We start from the raw sequence: 16,965 nt of genomic DNA, 5'->3' as shown, positions 1-16,965 counted from the left end.
CCTTTAGATTCGAATTATTTTAGCTATATGAGACGCAACCCGCTTCAACGTAGAGTACGTATCATCGACCATGAGTAGCAGACGAGCGCACCTCGAGATCACCGGCATGTCGTGTTCGACGTGTTCGGGGAGCGTCGAGGATGCAGTCGGCGATCTCGAGGGCGTCGCGTCGGCGAGCGCGAACTACGCGACCGACGAGGGGACCGTCGAGTACGACCCCGCGGAGACGTCGCTGGCCGAGATCTACGACGCGATCGCCGAAGCGGGCTACGAAGCGGCCTCGGAGACCGAGACGATCACCGTGATGGGGATGTCGTGTTCGACCTGTTCGGGAACCGTCGAGGAGGCGGTCACCGACCTACCGGGTGTCGTCCGCGCGGACGTGAACTTCGCCTCGGACGAGGCGCGCGTCGAGTACAACCCGAACGACGTCTCGCTCGGCGAGATCGTCGGCGCGATCGAGGAATCGGGGTACGACCCCGTCCGCGACGAACTCGAGGAGGGTCAAGGAGAGAGTCGGCGCGAGCGCGCCGTCGAGACGGAGCTTCGCCGCCAGCGCAAACTGGTGATCGGCGGCGGCCTGCTGACGCTGCCGTTCGTCCCGATGATGTTCGAGATGCTGTTCGGGCTCGCGGGCGTCGCCTCGCCGATCCCCGCCGCGATCGCGCACCCGCCCGGCTGGCTCGAGTTCGTCCTCGCGACGGTCCTGATGGGAACCCTCGGCAAGGAGTTCGTCGTCGGCGCCTGGCGAGCGTTCTCGAACAACCGGCGGGCGAACATGGACACGCTCGTCGCCGTCGGCACCTCGGCGGGCTACGTCTACAGTACGGCCGTCCTGTTGGGGGTCGTCACGGGCGGGCTCTACTTCGAGGCCGTCGCCTTCATCCTGTGGTTCATCACGCTGGGCAACTGGCTCGAGGTCCGCTCGAAGGCCCGCGCTGGCAGCGCCCTACGGGAACTCCTGGAGATGGAGGCCGACGAGGCGACCATCGTTACGGACGGTGAGGAGAAGCGGGTCCCCCTCGAGGACGTCGAGCCAGGCGACGTGATGAAGGTCCGCCCCGGAGAGCGGATCCCCACCGACGGGATCGTCCGCGAGGGACAGAGCGCGGTCGACGAATCGATGCTAACCGGCGAGTCCGTTCCCGTCGAGAAGGGAGAGGGCGACGAGGTCGTCGGCTCGACGATCAACGAGAACGGCGTCCTGCTGGTCGAGGCGACGAAGGTCGGCTCCGAGACGGCGATTCAGCAGATCGTCGAGCGGGTCAAGGAGGCCCAGTCCCGCCAGCCCGAGATCCAGCGACTCGTCGACCGTGTCAGCGCCTACTTCGTCCCCGCGGTGATCGTCAACGCCGTCGTCTGGTCGATCCTCTGGTTCCTCTTCCCCGAGACGCTGTACGGCGCCTCCGCGGCGCTGGGGTCGTGGATTCCGATCCTCGAGCCCGTCGGGGGCGGTCCCGTCGTCGGCGGCGTGCCCGTCCTCGAGTTCTCGGTGGTCGTGCTCGCCTCGGCGCTGCTGATCGCCTGCCCCTGCGCGCTGGGACTGGCGACGCCCGCGGCGACGATGGTCGGCTCGACGCTGTCGGCCAAGAACGGCGTCCTGTTCAAGGGCGGCGACGTCCTCGAGCAGGTCCGGGGAATCGATACGGTCGTCTTCGACAAGACGGGAACGCTGACCCACGGCGAGATGAGCCTGACGGACGTCGAACTCGTCGGCGAGCAGACGATGGCGGACGGCGGCGAGGATGCCGTCCCGGACGGTGGCACGCTGACGGGACTCGAGCGCGAGGAGAACGCCGCGTCGTTCGTCCTCGGCGCGGCCGCGACCGCAGAGTCGGGCTCCGAACACCCGATCGCGCGGGCGATCGTCGACGGCGCCGAGGATCGGGGCATCGATGTCGGCCAGGTCAGCGAGTTCGAGAACGTCCCCGGTCACGGCGTTCGAGCGGAAACCGACCGCGGCAGCGTCCTGATCGGTCGCCGGAAGCTCCTCGAGGACGCGGGGATCGACGCCGAGCCCGCCGAGGAGACGCTCACCCGACTCGAGCGCGAGGGGAAGACGGCGATGCCGGTTGCGGTGGACGGCCGACTGCTCGGTGTCCTCGCGGTCGCCGACGAAGTCCGCGAGAGCGCGAAGGAGACCGTCGCGGCGCTGCGAGAGCGCGGAACCGAGGTCGTGATGCTCACCGGCGACAACGAGCGCACCGCAGCGGCGGTCGCTCGGGAGGTCGGGATCGACCCCGACAACGTTCGCGCGGAGGTGTTGCCCGAAGACAAGGCGGATCACGTCGAGGCGTTACAGAACGACGGATCGCGGGTGATGATGGTCGGCGACGGCGTCAACGACGCGCCCGCGCTGACGACCGCGCAGGTCGGCGTCGCCATCGGCTCGGGGACCGACGTCGCCATCGAGAGCGCCGACGTGACGCTGATGCGCGACGATCCCGCCGACGTACTGAAGGCGGTTCGGATCTCCGAGGCGACGATCTCGAAGGTCCGCCAGAACCTGTTCTGGGCATTCGTCTACAACGCGACGCTGATCCCGATCGCCTCGCTCGGGCTTCTCAATCCTGCGCTGGCGGGGTTGGCGATGGCCGCCTCGAGCGTGAGCGTGATGAGCAACAGCCTCGCGTTCGCGAAGTACGATCCCCACGAGGACTACCGGCTCGCCGTCACGAAGCCGCTCGCACGACTCCGCGGGAACTGACGGCGACGCCGAGCCGTCGCTGGTGGGGGCGAGACGTCAAAAAACGCGTTCGGAGCGAGATCGAGGGTTACTGGAACGGTTCTAGAACGACACCGCGTCCGGGGCGTACGGGCTCCCGACCGGGGTCGGGTCGCGGTCGCTGTAGCCGACCCGGCCGATCGCCTTGTCGCTCACCGCAGAGTAGACGGCGAACCGGGCATCCTCCGGATTCTCGAAGGTCTCGGACTCGAGGCGGGCGAGTACCTCGCTGACCGTCTCGGTTCCGTTGGGGAGTTCGAGGGTTCGGTCGCCGTGTTCTGCGATCAGTTCCTCGGTGGTCGCGGGGTACTCGTAGTCGTCGATGACTTCGCCGGTGCCGTTGAGCAGCATTACACCCCTATCTGTGTGAACGATGATTATAAACATTTTCCATAATCGATTTCTAGGCCTACCGTACTCCTTAAAGACCTAAAGGCGGCGAGGCGGTCTCGCCACCACAACAGTGGGCTTACGACTGCGGGACGGCTCGAGTAGGGCATGCCCTACGCCGATCTCCACGTCCACACGACTCGTTCGGACGGCGCCCTCGAGCTGGCCGAGGTTCCCGACGCCGCGCGACGAGGGGGTGTGGCCGTCGTCGCGCTGACCGACCACGATCGCCTGCAGCCGTTCGACGAACCCGCTATCGAACGGGACGGGATCCGGATCGTCCACGGGATCGAACTCCGGGTCGAGACCGACGCCGGCCAGCGCGTCGACCTGCTGGGCTACGGGATCGAGCCGACCGCGGATCTCGAGGCGACGACCGAACGGATCCAGCGAAACCGGATCGAACGCGGGCGGGCGATCGTCGACCGCGTCGAGGATCGACTCGACGTCGATCTCGGCGTCACCGTCGACGACGGGTTTGGGCGGCCCCACGTCGCGCGGGCGATAGACGCCCATCCTGACGCGGCGTACGACTACGAGGGGGCGTTCGATCACCTCATCGGCAACGACGGCCCCTGTTTCGTTCCCAGGGAACTTCCGTCGTTCGAGCACGGCCGACAGGTACTGTCCGAGGCGGGCCAGCTGGTCTCGCTCGCACATCCGTTCAGGTACCCCGATCCCGGGGCCGCCCTCGAGTTGACGAGCGAACTCGACGCCGTCGAGCGCTACTACCCTTACGGGCGGGCGGTCGACTCGAGTCAGGTCGACAGAGCCATCGAACGGCACGGACTGCTCGCGACGGGTGGGACCGACGCCCACGAGCGCGAGCTCGGCGTCACCGGGCTCTCAGAGGCCGAGTACCAACGGCTCGGGCTCGAGAACTGAGCTGGTGAACGCCGCCGAGAACGGAGCCTTCAATGTCCCCTGGCTCGTACGAACGCGTATGAACTGCCACTACTGCGACCGCGAAGCTGCATTCGCAGCCGAATCCGACGGACTCAAGGTCGGACTCTGCGAGGAGCACTTCCGCGAGCGGTTGCAGGAACTCGCCGAAGCCGACGGCCTCGAGACGCTCAAGGAGCAGGTCGACGTCGACCGAGCCGAGTAATCAGGCCGTCCGCCCGGCGTCGACGTCGATGGCGTCGACGGGGCAGACGTCGACACAGAGCATACAATCGATACACTGGGCCTCCTTCGCCGGATCCGCCTTCTCCTCGCTCTCGGGATGGCCCGGCGTGTCGACCCACTCGAAGACGTCGACGGGACAGTCCTCCAGGCAGGCACCGTCGGCGATACAGAGGTCGAAGTCGACCGCGACGTGAGTGCCGTGAATACCGAGCTCTTCGGGTTCGTCGACGGGGCCCCAGACGGCGTGGCCGTTGTGTTCGTCGACCTGTTCCCGGTTCTCGTGGAACTGCGGATCTATGGTCATTGCTAACAGGTAAAAATCGCCGCCAGGACTTAAAAGTATGTGCCGTATTCCGGCCGACGGCGGCGGAACGTCGCGACGCGATCGTCCGTCGGGACGGCTCAGTCCTCCCGTTCCCGGAACGCGCGACGGTCGTCGAGCAGCTCGCGGATCCAGACGGCCACGCCGTGATCGTGGCCGTACGTCCAGATCGCCGACTGCTGGATGACGTCGGGGAGTCCGCCCTCCTTGATCGCCGCCGCGACGACCGACTCGTGGTCGACGAGCAGGAGCTGTCCGGGCCACTCCGAGTAGACGGCGTTAGTCGTCTCGAGGTCCGGGGCGACGACGACGGTTGCATCCGGGACGGCCTCCTCGAAGGCCTTCCTATCGTCGTCCGTCGGAACCTCGACGACGACCTCGACGCCACGGTCGGTCGCTCCACGTAGTTCCGCGAGGATCGCGTCGTCGACTACCTCGTCGGTCGCGACGACGTGGTGGACCGACTCCTCGGCGTTTTCGACGAAGGAGGCGATCCGATCGGTAACGTGGTCGGTCTCCGAGATCGACCAGACGCCCGCGTCTTCGGTCGACTCGGGCTGTTCGATCTGCTCGAGTGCGTTCTCGGCGGTGTTGATCCGGGAGTCGTAGTTCTCGCGGATCCGGCGACACGCCGTCTCCACTTCGACCGCGCGGTACTCGCGGGGGTCGGACTGTTGGACGTCGACGAGCCCCTTCCGGTCGAGTCGTTCGATCGTATCGTACACGCGCGACCGGGGAACGTCCGAAACCTGGCTGATCTCCTTTGCCGTTCCGGTCGTGAGCTTCGTCAGAGCGACGAAGCACCGCGCTTCGTACTCGGTGAGCCCGAGTTCCGACAGCGCGGTGACCGCCTCCTCGGTTTTGGACATACGTGGACACGGGCGTCGGCGGCTAAAAGTCGGACGTTCTCGCGGTATCGTTCACCCCAGTGAATCGAACTCTGTTCCGCCGCACGGACAGCCTGTAGTGCTGCCGATCGGGTTGATCTCGCCCGACGACGACAGCCAGACCGCCAGCGCGCGCCCGCACTCGACACAGCGTGCTGCTCCCTTTCGACGACCCGTTCCAGTCACGACCGATAGTTCGGTTGACGTCGTATAGCTCGTGTGTGATCTCGAGGGAGACAGCTGTACTGTTACTTCTCCAGTGACAACGCACCGGCGACAGTCCGACGGAGGAAACGCTGCAGCAGCGCGTCGAGTCCGTTATTAGCGGGAGTACCAGCTGTGACTCCGAACCGTTCGGTGAGGATCGAATAATCGGCTTACATGTGCAGGCCGTTTCGAGAAATTTTCAATTGAGAGAGGTAACATATGACGCAGGTGGAAATTTTCACGAGGTGTTTGTATGATTGATACAGTTACGGACCCGATCGTTGCGACGATGATCGGGTACTTCGCGGTAACTCTGGCTGTCGGACTCTGGTACGGACGGGGCGCTGGCGAGGGGTACGTCGAGTTCACCCTGGCCGGCCGGAACCTGAGCCTGCCCGTCTACATGATGACGTACTTCGCGACGTTCGCAGGCGGCGGTCTCACGATGGGAATCGCCCAGGAAGCGTTCATCGAGGGGATCAGTGCCCAGTGGTACGCGATGACCCAGGGGTTGGCCTGGATGACGATGACGCTGTTTATCGGCTTCATTTACTCGTTCGAGGTCGTCAGCGTCCCCGAGCTGCTGGGGCGGGTTTACGGCGAATACACGAAGTACTTCGCCGGGCTGTTTACCGTCGTCGGCCAGATCGCACTGACGACGGGACAGACGATCGGGATGGCATCAGTGCTCGCGGTCACTACCGGGCTCGATCTGACAACGGCGTTCTGGGTGAGCGTCGCGGTCTTCGTCGGTCTCACCGCTTACGGTGGAATGAACACGGTCGCGTACACGGACACGCTCCACGGGATCGTCATCATCTTCGGGATGGTCGTCGCGATCCCGCTTGCGGTGACCAACGCCGGCGGCGTCGGAACGATCACCGCCGGCGTTCCGGAGGGACACACGAACTGGATCGGCGTCGGGATCGTTCAGATCGGCACCTGGTATCTAATGTATATCACGGTCGCTGGAGCACAACAGCAGATGCTCCAGCGCACCTGGTCCGCCCGCAGCAGGAAGGTCGCGATGTTCGGGACCTTCCTGGCCGGGACGGTCATTACCGGCTACGGTATCCTCACCGCCGCGGCCGGCATGATCGCCAACGCGCAGGGCGCCAACATTGAGTCCGAGATGGCGTTCGCCTGGACGATCACCAACATGCTTCCGGACGTCTTCGCCGGCCTGTTGCTGGCCGCGGCCGTCTCCTCGGTCATCACCGGCGCGGACTCGTTCCTGCTGGCCGGCTCGACGAGTTTTATCAACGATCTCTACATCCCGCTCCGGGGCGGGCGCGAGAACCTCACCGACGCTCACCTCGTCCTCGTCACGCGGCTGACGATCATCGGCTTCGGCGTCAGTGCCGCGCTGATCGCCCTCAGCGGTATCGAGATCATCGTCATCAACACGCTCGGAATGGGAATCATGTCGGTGCTGTTCGCGGGACTGGTGATGATGTTGTGGGATCGCACCGTCCGGGAATCCGGGCTCCCCGCCTTCATCGTCGGCGGGGTCGTCTTCGTCGTCTGGGAGTTCGGCCTCGGCTCACCCGAACTGTTCGGCGAGGGACAGGTCGAACCAGCCGTCCCCGCGACGGCCGCGGCGGTTATCACGATCGTCGTCGTAAGTCTGCTGTACGACGGAGAGACCTTCAGCAACCAGGAGGTCCGGGAACTGGCGAGTCGGGACATGGACCGACTCACTACCAAGGACGTCCGTCCGGCAGAGGACGACGACTGAGAACGACGGGAGGACGCGGTCGGAAACCGTATTCGTCTCGAGCGGATTCGTGCTCGGAGCCGGGCAGCCAAATAGACGCTGCCGCAGACTGAACGTCACGTTTCGCTCGCGACGACGGCGCGTGAGCGCACCCCTTTTGGACGTGCCCTCGGTAGAACAGGTATGGATCTCACCCACCGTCCGCGACGACTCCGCCAGGACCGGGTTCGCGGGTTAGTCAGCGAAACGAGCCTCGAGCCCGCCGACTTCATCGCCCCGGTGTTCGTCGACGCGACGACCGACGAGCGCCGCCCGATCGAGACGATGCCCGGCCACGAGCGGGTGCCGATCGACGAGAGCGTCGCCCGCGTCGAGGAGGTGCTCGAGACCGGCGTCGAGGCCGTCATGCTCTTTGGGATCCCCGAATCGAAGGATCCCGAAGGAACTCGCGCCTGGGCCGACGACGGCGTCGTCCAGGAGGCGACTCGACGGATCACGAGCGAGACCGACGCCTACGTCATCACGGACGTCTGTCTCTGCGAGTACACCGATCACGGCCACTGTGGCCCGCTCGAGGCGGAACTCCGCGGCGAGGACGGCTCGCACGAACACGGTCCGGAGTGCGATCCGATTCGGACCGTCGACAACGACGCGACGCTGGAGGCGCTGGACCGGATCGCCGTCTCTCACGCCGAGGCCGGCGCGGACATGATCGCACCCAGCGGGATGATGGACGGGATGGTCGCCGCCATCCGCGCGGGTCTCGACCGCGAGGGGTTCGAGCACGTCCCGATCATGAGCTACGCCGCGAAGTACGAGAGCGCCTTCTACGGGCCGTTCCGCGACGCGGCCGACGGCGCGCCCGCCTTCGGCGACCGCCGCCACTACCAGATGGATCCCGCGAACGCGCGCGAGGCGATGCGGGAGGTTCGACTGGACGCGGAGCAAGGCGCCGACGTCCTGATGGTCAAACCCGCGCTGCCGTACCTCGACATCGTCGGCGACCTTCGCCGGGAGTTCGACCACCCGATCGCCGCCTACAACGTCTCCGGCGAGTACGCGATGCTCCACGCCGCAAGCGAGAAGGGGTGGCTCGACCTCGAGGCCGTCGCACACGAATCGCTGCTCTCGATCAAGCGCGCGGGTGCGGATCTGATTCTGACCTACTTCGCCGAGGACGTCGCCGAGCGTTTGTCCGATCGGAGCTAGCTCGGCGGACCGTTCGGAAGCGACGGATCGGCTCGACGACCGTCGGATTTCCGTCTCGAACTGAAGGTGCTTCTGAAACAACCGACCTTGTACGAGTTGCGCCCCCTAATATACTGGACAATAGGGCATATACTCTCTCCAGAACGACACGACTGTCAACACCAATCGTTATATTTTCCTCTTTCCCATCCGAAGACGTGAGCTCAGACACGAGCGGCGAGGACGCGCAGACGGACGGAGGAAAGCCGAACGACGGAGAGATAAAGATGGTTACCGCCATCGTTCGCCCCGACCGCCTCGGCGCGGTCAAGCAGTCGCTGGCCGAAGCCGGCGCACCGTCGCTGACGGTGACGAACGTCTCCGGGCGGGGCTCACAGCCCGCCAAGAAGGGCCAGTGGCGCGGCGAGGAGTACACCGTCGACCTCCACCAGAAGGTCAAGATCGAGTGCGTCGTCGCCGATATTCCCGCTGAAACCGTCGTCGACGCGATCTGTGAGGGCGCGAACACCGGCGAGCCCGGTGACGGAAAGGTCTTCGTTACTCCCGTCGAACGCGCCGTCCAGATTCGGACCGGCAAGACCGGGACCGACGCGGTTTGAGCGGTGCCCGACGTGAACCGTTTTTGATGGGAAAAGCGCGGGAGAATCGGCCGATCGAGTGGCCAAACGGTCGGTGAAGCACTGCGAAGCAGTTTCGGACGAACGTCCAACGGCGAGCCCGCGGCGGGAAACTGTCGGCAACACTTTCCGCGCGGGCTACGATCGGCTGCGGTGACGGAGAAATTTACGTCGAAGACCGATTATCTCAGGATGGTATCGTTCGTAACCGTCGTATCGGCGATCGAAACACCAGTCTGAGTCCGATTCGAATCCCCTTATACGGATTAAACTGCCTATAGATATCTACGCCTGACGCAAATATCCATCAATATACGACCGGATGTCAAGGCTAAGCCTTATACTATTCACTTCCATCACCGTTACCCGTGAACCAGAACACATACACGGAAGGTATAGCACAGAGAGTGGACGATCGCTTACAGAACTCGAGCAGAAGTCCTACGAACGAGGTGAGCGATTCGTGATCGAACCGATCGCACTCGAGGTCTCGACGGCCGATATCGAACAGCTCGCGACGGGGATGAACCTGATGTGGGCGCTGACGGTGACGTTCCTGATATTCTTCATGCACGCCGGCTTCGCGATGCTCGAGGCAGGGCAGGTCCGCTCGAAGAACGTCGCGAACCAGCTGACGAAGAACATGCTGACCTGGGCGGTCGGCATCTTCGTCTTCTTCGTAATCGGGATGGGGCTCTCGAACAACGTCGGCGCGGCGCTGGGCGGCGGCGACGCCGGGCCGCTGACGATGTTCGGCGAGGGATCGTTCGACTGGGCGATGTGGCTGTTCAGCGCGGTGTTCGCGATGACCGCGGCCACGATCGTCTCCGGGGCCGTCGCGGGCCGCGCGAAGCTTCGGGCGTACATTACGTACACGTTCCTGCTCGCAGCGGTCATCTACCCGGTCGTCGCCGCGATGGTCTGGTACGCCCCGGGCGGGGAGCCGATCCTCGCGAGCCTCGGGTTTGCTGACTTCGCGGGTGGGATGGTCGTCCACGGCGTCGGCGGCGTCGCCGGGCTCACCGCAGCTTGGATCCTCGGCGCGCGGATGGACAAGTACAACGAGGACGGCAGCGTCAACATCATCCCAGGGCACTCGATGACGTTCGCCGTACTGGGGACGCTGATCCTCTGTTTCGGCTGGTTCGGCTTCAACGTCGGGACGGCCGCAACGGTCGTCGACGTCGACGCCGGCGCGGCGGCCGGCGAGGTCGTCGGGCTGGCCGACTTCGAGTACGTCGGTAGCGTCGCGATGGTCACCGCCCTCGGGATGGGGCTTGGTGCACTCGGCGCCTCGAGCGTCTCGCTGGCGATAAACGGCAAGGTCGACACGCTGTACGTCGCGAACGGGATGCTCGCGGGGCTGGTCGGCGTCACCGGTCCGACGAACCTCATCACCCCGATGGGTGCGATCGCGATCGGCTTCCTCGCCGGCGCGCAGCTTCCGATCGTCTTCAAGTTCGTCGACGAGCGGCTCAAGATCGACGACGTCTGTGCGGTGTTCCCGGTTCACGGGACCGCGGGGATGCTCGGATTGCTCATCTACCCGCTGTGGTCGATCGAGGGAACCGCGATCGGCGGCGGCGTCGTCGCCGGCGGGATCCTCTCGATCGAGGCGAGCGCGTTCGCCCCTCAGGCCATCGGCGTCGCCACGATCACGGTCTGGACGGTCGCCGCGACTGCCGCCGTCTGGGGCGCGTTCAAGGCGATCGGACAGGCCCGCGTGACCCCCGAACACGAGCGCGACGGGCTCGACGTCACCGAACACGGCGTCGACACCTACCCCGAGTTCGGCGGTCCAGACGTCGCGACGGACGGCGGAAGCGTCGACGATGAGCGCATTCGGACCGACGGGGGAAGCCCGAACGGCGGCGAGATCAAGATGGTTACCGCTATCGTTCGCCCCGACCGCCTCGGCGCGGTCAAGCAGTCGCTGGCCGAGGCCGGCGCACCGTCGCTGACGGTGACGAACGTCTCCGGGCGGGGCTCACAGCCCGCCAAGAAGGGCCAGTGGCGCGGCGAGGAGTACACCGTTGACCTCCACCAGAAGGTCAAGATCGAGTGCGTCGTCGCCGACATTCCTGCCGAGACCGTCGTCGACGCGATCTGTGAGGGGGCGAACACCGGCGAACCCGGCGATGGAAAGGTCTTCGTTACTCCCGTCGAACGCGCCGTCCAGATCCGGACCGGCAAGACCGGGACCGACGCGGTCTGATCGGGTCGGAACGTGCGTCGCGGCTTCTTCCATCGGCTCGAGGTCGCGAGCGTGTCGACCGCGCTCGAGCGCGGCCGACGAGCGAACCTCGGTACTACTTTGCCGTCCCGCTCGTAAGGCTCGCCCATGACCGACGACCACTCACGCGACCTGTACGACCGGGCGCTGTCGGTGATGCCCGGGGGCGTCAACTCGGCGGTTCGCGCGGCGATCGAACCCTACCCGTTCTTCGTCCAGAAGGGCGACGGCGGTCACGTCATCGACGCTGACGGCAACCGATACATCGACTGGGTGATGGGGCTGGGTCCGCTGCTGCTGGGCCACGACCTTCCCGAACCCGTTCGCGCGGGCATCCAGCGAAACGCCAGCGAGGGGCCGATGTACGGCACCCCGACCGAGATCGAGGTCGATCTGGCGGAGTTCGTCGTTCGCCACGTCCCCAGCGTCGAGAAGATCCGCTTCGTCAACTCCGGCACCGAGGCGACGACCTCCGCGGTGCGACTCGCTCGAGGGTACACGGGTCGGAACAAGATCGTCGTCATGCAGGGCGGGTACCACGGCGCACAGGAGTCGACGCTGGTCGAGGGCGACGCCGAGAATCCGGCTCCGTCGTCGGCGGGCGTTCCGCAGTCTTTCGCCGAACACACGCTTCCGGTACCGTTCAACGACGAGGACGCCGTTCGCGAGGTCTTCGAGGAACACGGCGACGACATCGCGGCCGTCATGACCGAACCCATCCTGGCGAACCACGGCGTCGTCTACCCCGAGGACGGCTACCACGAGTTCCTCCGCAAGATCACCGACGAACACGGCTCCTTGCTGATCTTCGACGAGGTGATCACGGGATTCCGCGTCGGCGGGCTGGGCTGTGCTCAGAGCGAGCTCGGCGTCACCCCCGACCTGACGACGTTCGGCAAGATCGTCGGCGGCGGCTTCCCCGTCGGCGCGCTCGGCGGCCGCGCCGAGATCGTCGAACAGCTGGCGCCCTCGGGTCCGGTGTTCCAGGCCGGTACGTTCTCCGGCCACCCCGTCACGATGGCCGCGGGCCTCGAGACCCTGCAGTTCGCCGCCGAGAACGACGTCTACGGCCACGTCAACGGGCTCGGCGAGCAGCTGCGAAGCGGGCTGACTGAGGTCCTCGCCGACCAGGCGCCGAGTTACACCGTCACCGGTACCGACAGCATGTTCAAGGTGATCTTCACCCGCGACGGACCGGGCGCGAACTCCCTCGAGGAGCAGTGCTCGAACGGGTGTCGACAGCGGCCGACCTGCCCGCGCTACGACAGCTGTCCGAAGAACGCGGCCGACGTCAAAAACGCCGAGACCGACCGCTGGCGGCGGATCTTCTGGGGTCAGATGAAAGAGCGGGGCGTGTTCCTCTCGCAGAACCAGTTCGAGTGCCAGTTCGTCAGCTACGGCCACACCGAGGAGGACGTCGAGGAGACCCTCGAGGCGTACAAGGAGGCGCTGTAGTCGCAACGGTGATGGCGGACCGTCGGAAGCTAAGGGACGGACGAACGTCGGCCGACTCGAGCACCGCGGGCGGCTGATGGACCTCGAGTTCCCCTCGAGTGCCGCCGAGCTCGACTGGGCCCGCGTCGCGGAGCGGCTGCTCTATCTGTTCCCGCCGGTGATCGGCGTCGGAGTCATCGGGGTGCTCCGGGAGGCCGATCTCGGGGTCCCGTTGCTTCAGCGGGGGCTGGTCCTGTTCGGCACGTTCGGGTACACGCTTCTGACGATCGGGTTGGCGGGGGCGCTCCTGCTGGACGCCCGGCGGGTCCGTCGACAGCCGCTGGCGAGCGGGGAGTGGCGACCGAACCCGTGGCTCAACGCCGCCTTCGCGCTGTTGTGGGCCCCGATCGCGGGCGTCGTCTACCTCTTTCGACGCCACCGTCGCTTCGGGACCCCGCCGGGTTGGTCGGAGTGGTGGCTCGTCGTCGCGATCTCGTTCGGAACGACAGTGATCGGACTCGTCGCGGCGGTCGTCGCCGTCGTCCTCGCGTTTCCGGGGCCGTTGTTTACCGTGATCGGGCTCTCGGGGGCGATCGCGTTCGGAACGTTTCCGATCGCGATCCACCAGGACGCGGCCTACGTCTGTACCCGAAGTACTACCTGGCGGCCGAACCCCGGACTCTACCTCGGATTCGCCTTCCTGACCCTGTTCGTGGCGCCGTTACAGCCGATCCTCGCCGGCTACTACCTGCTGCGGCGCCACCGAACCCTCGGAACGCCGTGATCGCGCTCAGTCCGACGCGGTGACGATGGCCGGCCGGTAGCTCGCGACCGCCTCCATGACGGCCCGTCGGTCCTCGTCGTCGACGTCGAACGACGCCAGCGTCTCGTCGAGGTGGGTCGCGATCGCGTCGAACTCCGTCGGCGTGATCCCCATCCCCTCGTGGGCCGCCTCCATCTCCGCACCTGAGTACTCGACGGGGCCACCGGTAACGGAGCTGATGAACTGCGTCTGGTGGGCCCGCTGTTTCTGCATGTCGACGTCCTCGAAATAGTACGCGACTCGCTCGTCCTCGAGCACCCGATCGTAGAACTCGTCGACGACGGCTCCGATCGCGTCTCGGCCCCCGAGACGGTCGTAGAGTGTGTCTGTCACGGAGAACGATAGTTAGCACTCGCTAATAAAGCCAGTCCCGAACATGTCGTCGGCTCCACAGCGGGAAACGGAGCGATCGGAGCTCGGTTCGAAAGTGTGACCGACAAGCGTGCGCTTTTCATACCTCAGGCGACGAGTACCGCCTATGAGAACGCGCGGGACGCTGCGACTGGCGACGCGGGGGTCGGACCTGGCCCGGCGACAGGCCGCACTCGTACAGGAGGCCCTCGAGGAGCGACGGTACGAGGTCGAGCTCGTCACCGTCGAGACGACGGGCGACCAGATACGGGACGAACTGATCCACCGACTGGGGAAGACGGGGGCGTTCGTCCGCGAACTCGACGAGCGGATCCTCGAGGGGGAGGTCGACGGCGCGATCCACTCGATGAAGGACATGCCGACCGACCAGCCCGAGGAGCTCGTAACGGCGGCGGTCCCCGAGCGAGGGCGGCCGGGCGACGTCCTCGTCACGCCCGACGGCGCCACCCTCGGGGAGTTGCCCGACGGGGCGACCGTCGGCACCTCGAGCCTGCGCCGGCGCGCACAGCTGCTATCGGAGCGACCGGACCTCGAGGTCGAGCCGCTACGGGGGAACGTCGACACGCGCCTCGAGAAGCTGCTCGCACCGTCGCTGCAGGCCGAACACCAGGAGCGAAGCGAGGCCGACAAGGAGCGGAAGGGAAACGTCGGGGACGACGACTTCGAACCCGAGTACGACCGCACCGTCGACGACTGGTTCGACGACCTCTCCGAGCTCGAGAAGGGGGCGCTGGGCCGGGAGGTCGAGACCGAGTACGACGCGATCGTGCTCGCCGAGGCCGGCCTCGAGCGCAGCGGCCTCACCCACTCCGTCGACTACCAGCAGCTGTCGCCGACGACGTTCGTCCCCGCGCCGGGACAGGGGGCTCTGGCGGTTACCGCGGTCGACGGCGAGACCGCGGACGACCTCCAGACGCTGCTCGACCATCCCCGGAGTCGCGTCGAGACGACCGTCGAGCGTACCGTGCTCGCGGAGCTGGGCGGGGGCTGTATCGCCCCGATCGGCGTCTACGGCGTCATCCAGGGCGAGTACGTCCGCGCCACGGTCACGGTCTTCGACCGCGACGGCGAGGAGTCCGTCGCGGCGAGCCGGGATCTGCCCGTCGAGCGCCACGCCGAGGCCGCCCGCGAGTTCGCCGCCGACCTCGCCGACCGCGGGGCCGCGAAGCTGATCGACGCCGCCCGCGAAGACGCCGAGCCAGCGCCGGAGGAGCAACCGGAGGGGAAGTGATGGCCGACATCGTCGACCCGGAGCCCGGAACCGTCTACCTCGTCGGCAGCGGGCCGGGCGATCCGGAGCTGTTGACCGTGAAGGGGAAGCGACTGCTCGAGCGCGCCGACGTCGTCCTCCACGACAGGCTGCCCGGCCCCGAGATCCTCGACGGTCTCTCTCCGGAGCGCTGTGAGGACGTCGGCAAGCGGGCGGGCGGTGAGCGTACTCCCCAGTCGGAGATCAACGAGCGACTCGTCGAACTCGCCCGCGAGGGGAACTCCATCGTCCGGCTGAAGGGCGGCGACTCGTTCGTCTTCGGCCGCGGCGGCGAGGAGGCCGAACACCTCGCGGAGCACGGCGTTCCCTTCGAGATCGTCCCCGGCGTCACCTCCGCGACCGCCGCGCCCGCCGTCGCCGGGATTCCGGTTACCCACCGCGACCACGCCTCCTCGCTGTCGGTGGTCACGGGCCACGAGGACCCCACGAAATCCGAGTCGGCTGTCGACTGGGAGGCCCTGGCCGCCGTCGGCGGCACCATCGTCGTGCTGATGGGCGTCAAGCGCCTCCCCGACTACACCGACGCGCTGCTCGAGGCCGGGATGGCCTCCGAGACGCCGGTCGCGCTCGTCGAGCGCGCCACCTGGTCGAACCAGCAGGTCGCGACGGGAACCCTCGAGACGATCGTCGGCGCCCGCGACGAGGTCGGAATCAGGCCGCCCGCAGTGACCGTCATCGGCGAGGTCGCCGCGACCAGAGCGACCGTCTTCGAGTTCCTCGCCAACGAGACGGCGAGCGAGACGACGGCGACGGACGGGGAGGTGTAACCGGATGCGAGACCTTTCCGTCGCGGTGTTCCGACCCGACGACGAACGGCTCGCCGACGCGGTCGAACTGATCGACTCGCTTGGCGCGACGCCGGTTCCGGATCCGATGCTGTCGATCGAAGCAGCCGACGCTACGCCTCGAGAGGACGCCGACTACGTCGTCCTGACGAGCAAAACCGGCGCCGAACTCGTCGCCGACTCGGGCTGGAACCCCGGCAACGCGACCGTCTGTGCGATCGGCCCGAAGACGGCCGCGGCCGTCCGCGAGGCGGGCTACGAGGTCGACGTCGTTCCCGACGAGTACACCTCGAGCGGCCTGGTCGTCACCCTCTCCGATCGAATCGACGGCGCCCGGATCGAGGTCGCCCGCAGCGACCACGGCAGTCCCGTCCTTCTGGACGGGTTCGAGGCCGCCGGTGCGTACGTCCACGAGACGATCCTCTACCGGCTCGTCCGACCCGAGGGCAGCGGCGTATCGGCCGAGCGGGCGGCCGGCGGCGAGCTCGACGCCGCCTGCTTTACCTCCTCGTTGACCGTCGATCACTTCCTCGAGGCCGCAGGGGAACGGGGCCTTCGCGAGGAAGCGGTCGATGGGCTCGAGGACGCGACCGTCGGCGTCATCGGGGAACCAACCCGGGAGACGGCCGCCGAGCGCGGAATCGACGTCGACGTGGTCGCGAGCGAGGCGACCTTCGACGCGCTGGCCTGCGAGACCGTCGAGACTGCAGCGCCGACGTACCGCGACTGATCGCCTCTCGGCTGTCGGATCGAACGAGGGCGGTGGCGGGCGCTCGAAGGAGCCGGCCCGAACCCGTCAGGGGCCGTGCGAAGGCGTCACAGTTGGCTCTCGCAAGGATGCTTCAT

General features: G+C 66.5%; 15 protein-coding genes and 1 pseudogene. 12 read left to right on the top strand and 4 right to left on the bottom strand.

Annotated features, from left to right (window positions below; genetic code table 11):
- Window positions 1-70 precede the first annotated feature (70 nt).
- On the top strand, window positions 71-2,707 hold the full coding sequence (locus QA609_RS04355) for a heavy metal translocating P-type ATPase (protein ID WP_278301357.1): 2,637 nt from the start codon (window positions 71-73) through the stop codon (window positions 2,705-2,707).
- 81 nt (window positions 2,708-2,788) lie between these two features.
- On the opposite strand, the gene QA609_RS04350 is transcribed toward QA609_RS04355, so the two are convergent.
- A complete protein-coding gene (locus tag QA609_RS04350; RefSeq protein ID WP_278301356.1) occupies window positions 2,789-3,076 on the bottom strand; it encodes a DUF2795 domain-containing protein in 288 nt (95 codons plus the stop codon).
- A gap of 147 nt (window positions 3,077-3,223) precedes the next feature.
- Here QA609_RS04350 and QA609_RS04345 point away from each other — a divergent pair, with 147 nt between their 5' ends.
- Together QA609_RS04345 and QA609_RS04340 are read left to right on the top strand one after the other, a co-directional pair.
- Window positions 3,224-4,000 carry a PHP domain-containing protein gene (locus tag QA609_RS04345; protein ID WP_278301355.1) on the top strand — a complete coding sequence of 259 codons (777 nt, stop codon included), beginning with the start codon at window positions 3,224-3,226 and terminating at the stop codon, window positions 3,998-4,000.
- A gap of 58 nt (window positions 4,001-4,058) precedes the next feature.
- A complete protein-coding gene (locus tag QA609_RS04340; RefSeq protein ID WP_007141157.1) occupies window positions 4,059-4,223 on the top strand; it encodes a DUF6757 family protein in 165 nt (54 codons plus the stop codon).
- Here the strand turns inward: QA609_RS04340 and QA609_RS04335 are convergent, their stop codons facing one another.
- Both QA609_RS04335 and QA609_RS04330 read right to left on the bottom strand, forming a co-directional pair.
- Window positions 4,224-4,547, bottom strand: a complete 324-nt coding sequence (locus QA609_RS04335) for a ferredoxin family protein (RefSeq protein ID WP_278301354.1) — start codon at window positions 4,545-4,547, stop codon at window positions 4,224-4,226.
- 98 nt (window positions 4,548-4,645) lie between these two features.
- Window positions 4,646-5,434, bottom strand: a complete 789-nt coding sequence (locus QA609_RS04330; RefSeq protein WP_278301353.1) for a helix-turn-helix domain-containing protein — start codon at window positions 5,432-5,434, stop codon at window positions 4,646-4,648.
- Between the two features lie 478 nt (window positions 5,435-5,912).
- Here QA609_RS04330 and QA609_RS04325 point away from each other — a divergent pair, with 478 nt between their 5' ends.
- From QA609_RS04325 to QA609_RS04300, 6 genes and pseudogenes are all read left to right on the top strand, one after another.
- A complete protein-coding gene (locus QA609_RS04325) occupies window positions 5,913-7,397 on the top strand; it encodes a sodium:solute symporter family protein (protein WP_278301352.1) in 1,485 nt (494 codons plus the stop codon).
- Between the two features lie 162 nt (window positions 7,398-7,559).
- Window positions 7,560-8,585 carry a porphobilinogen synthase gene (gene hemB / locus QA609_RS04320; RefSeq protein ID WP_278301351.1) on the top strand — a complete coding sequence of 342 codons (1,026 nt, stop codon included), beginning with the start codon at window positions 7,560-7,562 and terminating at the stop codon, window positions 8,583-8,585.
- A 227-nt stretch (window positions 8,586-8,812) separates the two neighbouring features.
- Window positions 8,813-9,184 (top strand): annotated as a pseudogene (locus QA609_RS04315) (P-II family nitrogen regulator); the annotation flags it as partial.
- A gap of 481 nt (window positions 9,185-9,665) precedes the next feature.
- Window positions 9,666-11,417, top strand: coding sequence for an ammonium transporter (locus QA609_RS04310; RefSeq protein WP_278301350.1), 1,752 nt, complete (start codon window positions 9,666-9,668; stop codon window positions 11,415-11,417).
- A gap of 126 nt (window positions 11,418-11,543) precedes the next feature.
- Entirely contained in the window at window positions 11,544-12,890 is a 1,347-nt protein-coding gene (locus tag QA609_RS04305; RefSeq protein WP_278301349.1) for a glutamate-1-semialdehyde 2,1-aminomutase, read from the top strand.
- Between the two features lie 76 nt (window positions 12,891-12,966).
- Window positions 12,967-13,653 (top strand): hypothetical protein, encoded by a 687-nt coding sequence (locus tag QA609_RS04300; protein WP_278301348.1) that lies wholly within the window; start codon window positions 12,967-12,969, stop codon window positions 13,651-13,653.
- 6 nt (window positions 13,654-13,659) lie between these two features.
- Here the strand turns inward: QA609_RS04300 and QA609_RS04295 are convergent, their stop codons facing one another.
- Window positions 13,660-14,025, bottom strand: a complete 366-nt coding sequence (locus QA609_RS04295) for a group 1 truncated hemoglobin (protein ID WP_278301347.1) — start codon at window positions 14,023-14,025, stop codon at window positions 13,660-13,662.
- A gap of 145 nt (window positions 14,026-14,170) precedes the next feature.
- Here QA609_RS04295 and hemC point away from each other — a divergent pair, with 145 nt between their 5' ends.
- From hemC to QA609_RS04280, 3 genes are read left to right on the top strand one after another with little or no spacing between them, the layout of a single operon-like run.
- Entirely contained in the window at window positions 14,171-15,295 is a 1,125-nt protein-coding gene (gene hemC / locus QA609_RS04290) for a hydroxymethylbilane synthase (RefSeq protein ID WP_278301346.1), read from the top strand.
- Entirely contained in the window at window positions 15,295-16,101 is an 807-nt protein-coding gene (gene cobA / locus QA609_RS04285) for a uroporphyrinogen-III C-methyltransferase (protein WP_278301345.1), read from the top strand. The genes hemC and cobA overlap by 1 nt, the downstream gene beginning before the upstream one ends.
- Before the next feature lie 4 nt (window positions 16,102-16,105).
- On the top strand, window positions 16,106-16,849 hold the full coding sequence (locus QA609_RS04280) for a uroporphyrinogen-III synthase (protein ID WP_278301344.1): 744 nt from the start codon (window positions 16,106-16,108) through the stop codon (window positions 16,847-16,849).
- Window positions 16,850-16,965: the final 116 nt, after the last annotated feature.

The organism is Natronococcus sp. A-GB7 (assembly GCF_029688865.1).
Taxonomy (GTDB): Archaea; Halobacteriota; Halobacteria; order Halobacteriales; family Natrialbaceae; genus Natronococcus.
Note: the sequence above shows the minus strand (reverse complement) of the source record. Positions and strands in the feature narration are given on the sequence as shown.

Coding starts and splice junctions, on each gene's coding strand:
- QA609_RS04355 (WP_278301357.1), top strand. CDS start 71: ATGAGTAGCAGACGAGCGCACCTCGAGATCACCGGCATGTCGTGTTCG.
- QA609_RS04350 (WP_278301356.1), bottom strand. CDS start 3,076: ATGCTGCTCAACGGCACCGGCGAAGTCATCGACGACTACGAGTACCCC.
- QA609_RS04345 (WP_278301355.1), top strand. CDS start 3,224: ATGCCCTACGCCGATCTCCACGTCCACACGACTCGTTCGGACGGCGCC.
- QA609_RS04340 (WP_007141157.1), top strand. CDS start 4,059: ATGAACTGCCACTACTGCGACCGCGAAGCTGCATTCGCAGCCGAATCC.
- QA609_RS04335 (WP_278301354.1), bottom strand. CDS start 4,547: ATGACCATAGATCCGCAGTTCCACGAGAACCGGGAACAGGTCGACGAA.
- QA609_RS04330 (WP_278301353.1), bottom strand. CDS start 5,434: ATGTCCAAAACCGAGGAGGCGGTCACCGCGCTGTCGGAACTCGGGCTC.
- QA609_RS04325 (WP_278301352.1), top strand. CDS start 5,913: ATGATTGATACAGTTACGGACCCGATCGTTGCGACGATGATCGGGTAC.
- hemB (WP_278301351.1), top strand. CDS start 7,560: ATGGATCTCACCCACCGTCCGCGACGACTCCGCCAGGACCGGGTTCGC.
- QA609_RS04305 (WP_278301349.1), top strand. CDS start 11,544: ATGACCGACGACCACTCACGCGACCTGTACGACCGGGCGCTGTCGGTG.
- QA609_RS04300 (WP_278301348.1), top strand. CDS start 12,967: ATGGACCTCGAGTTCCCCTCGAGTGCCGCCGAGCTCGACTGGGCCCGC.
- hemC (WP_278301346.1), top strand. CDS start 14,171: ATGAGAACGCGCGGGACGCTGCGACTGGCGACGCGGGGGTCGGACCTG.
- cobA (WP_278301345.1), top strand. CDS start 15,295: ATGGCCGACATCGTCGACCCGGAGCCCGGAACCGTCTACCTCGTCGGC.
- QA609_RS04280 (WP_278301344.1), top strand. CDS start 16,106: ATGCGAGACCTTTCCGTCGCGGTGTTCCGACCCGACGACGAACGGCTC.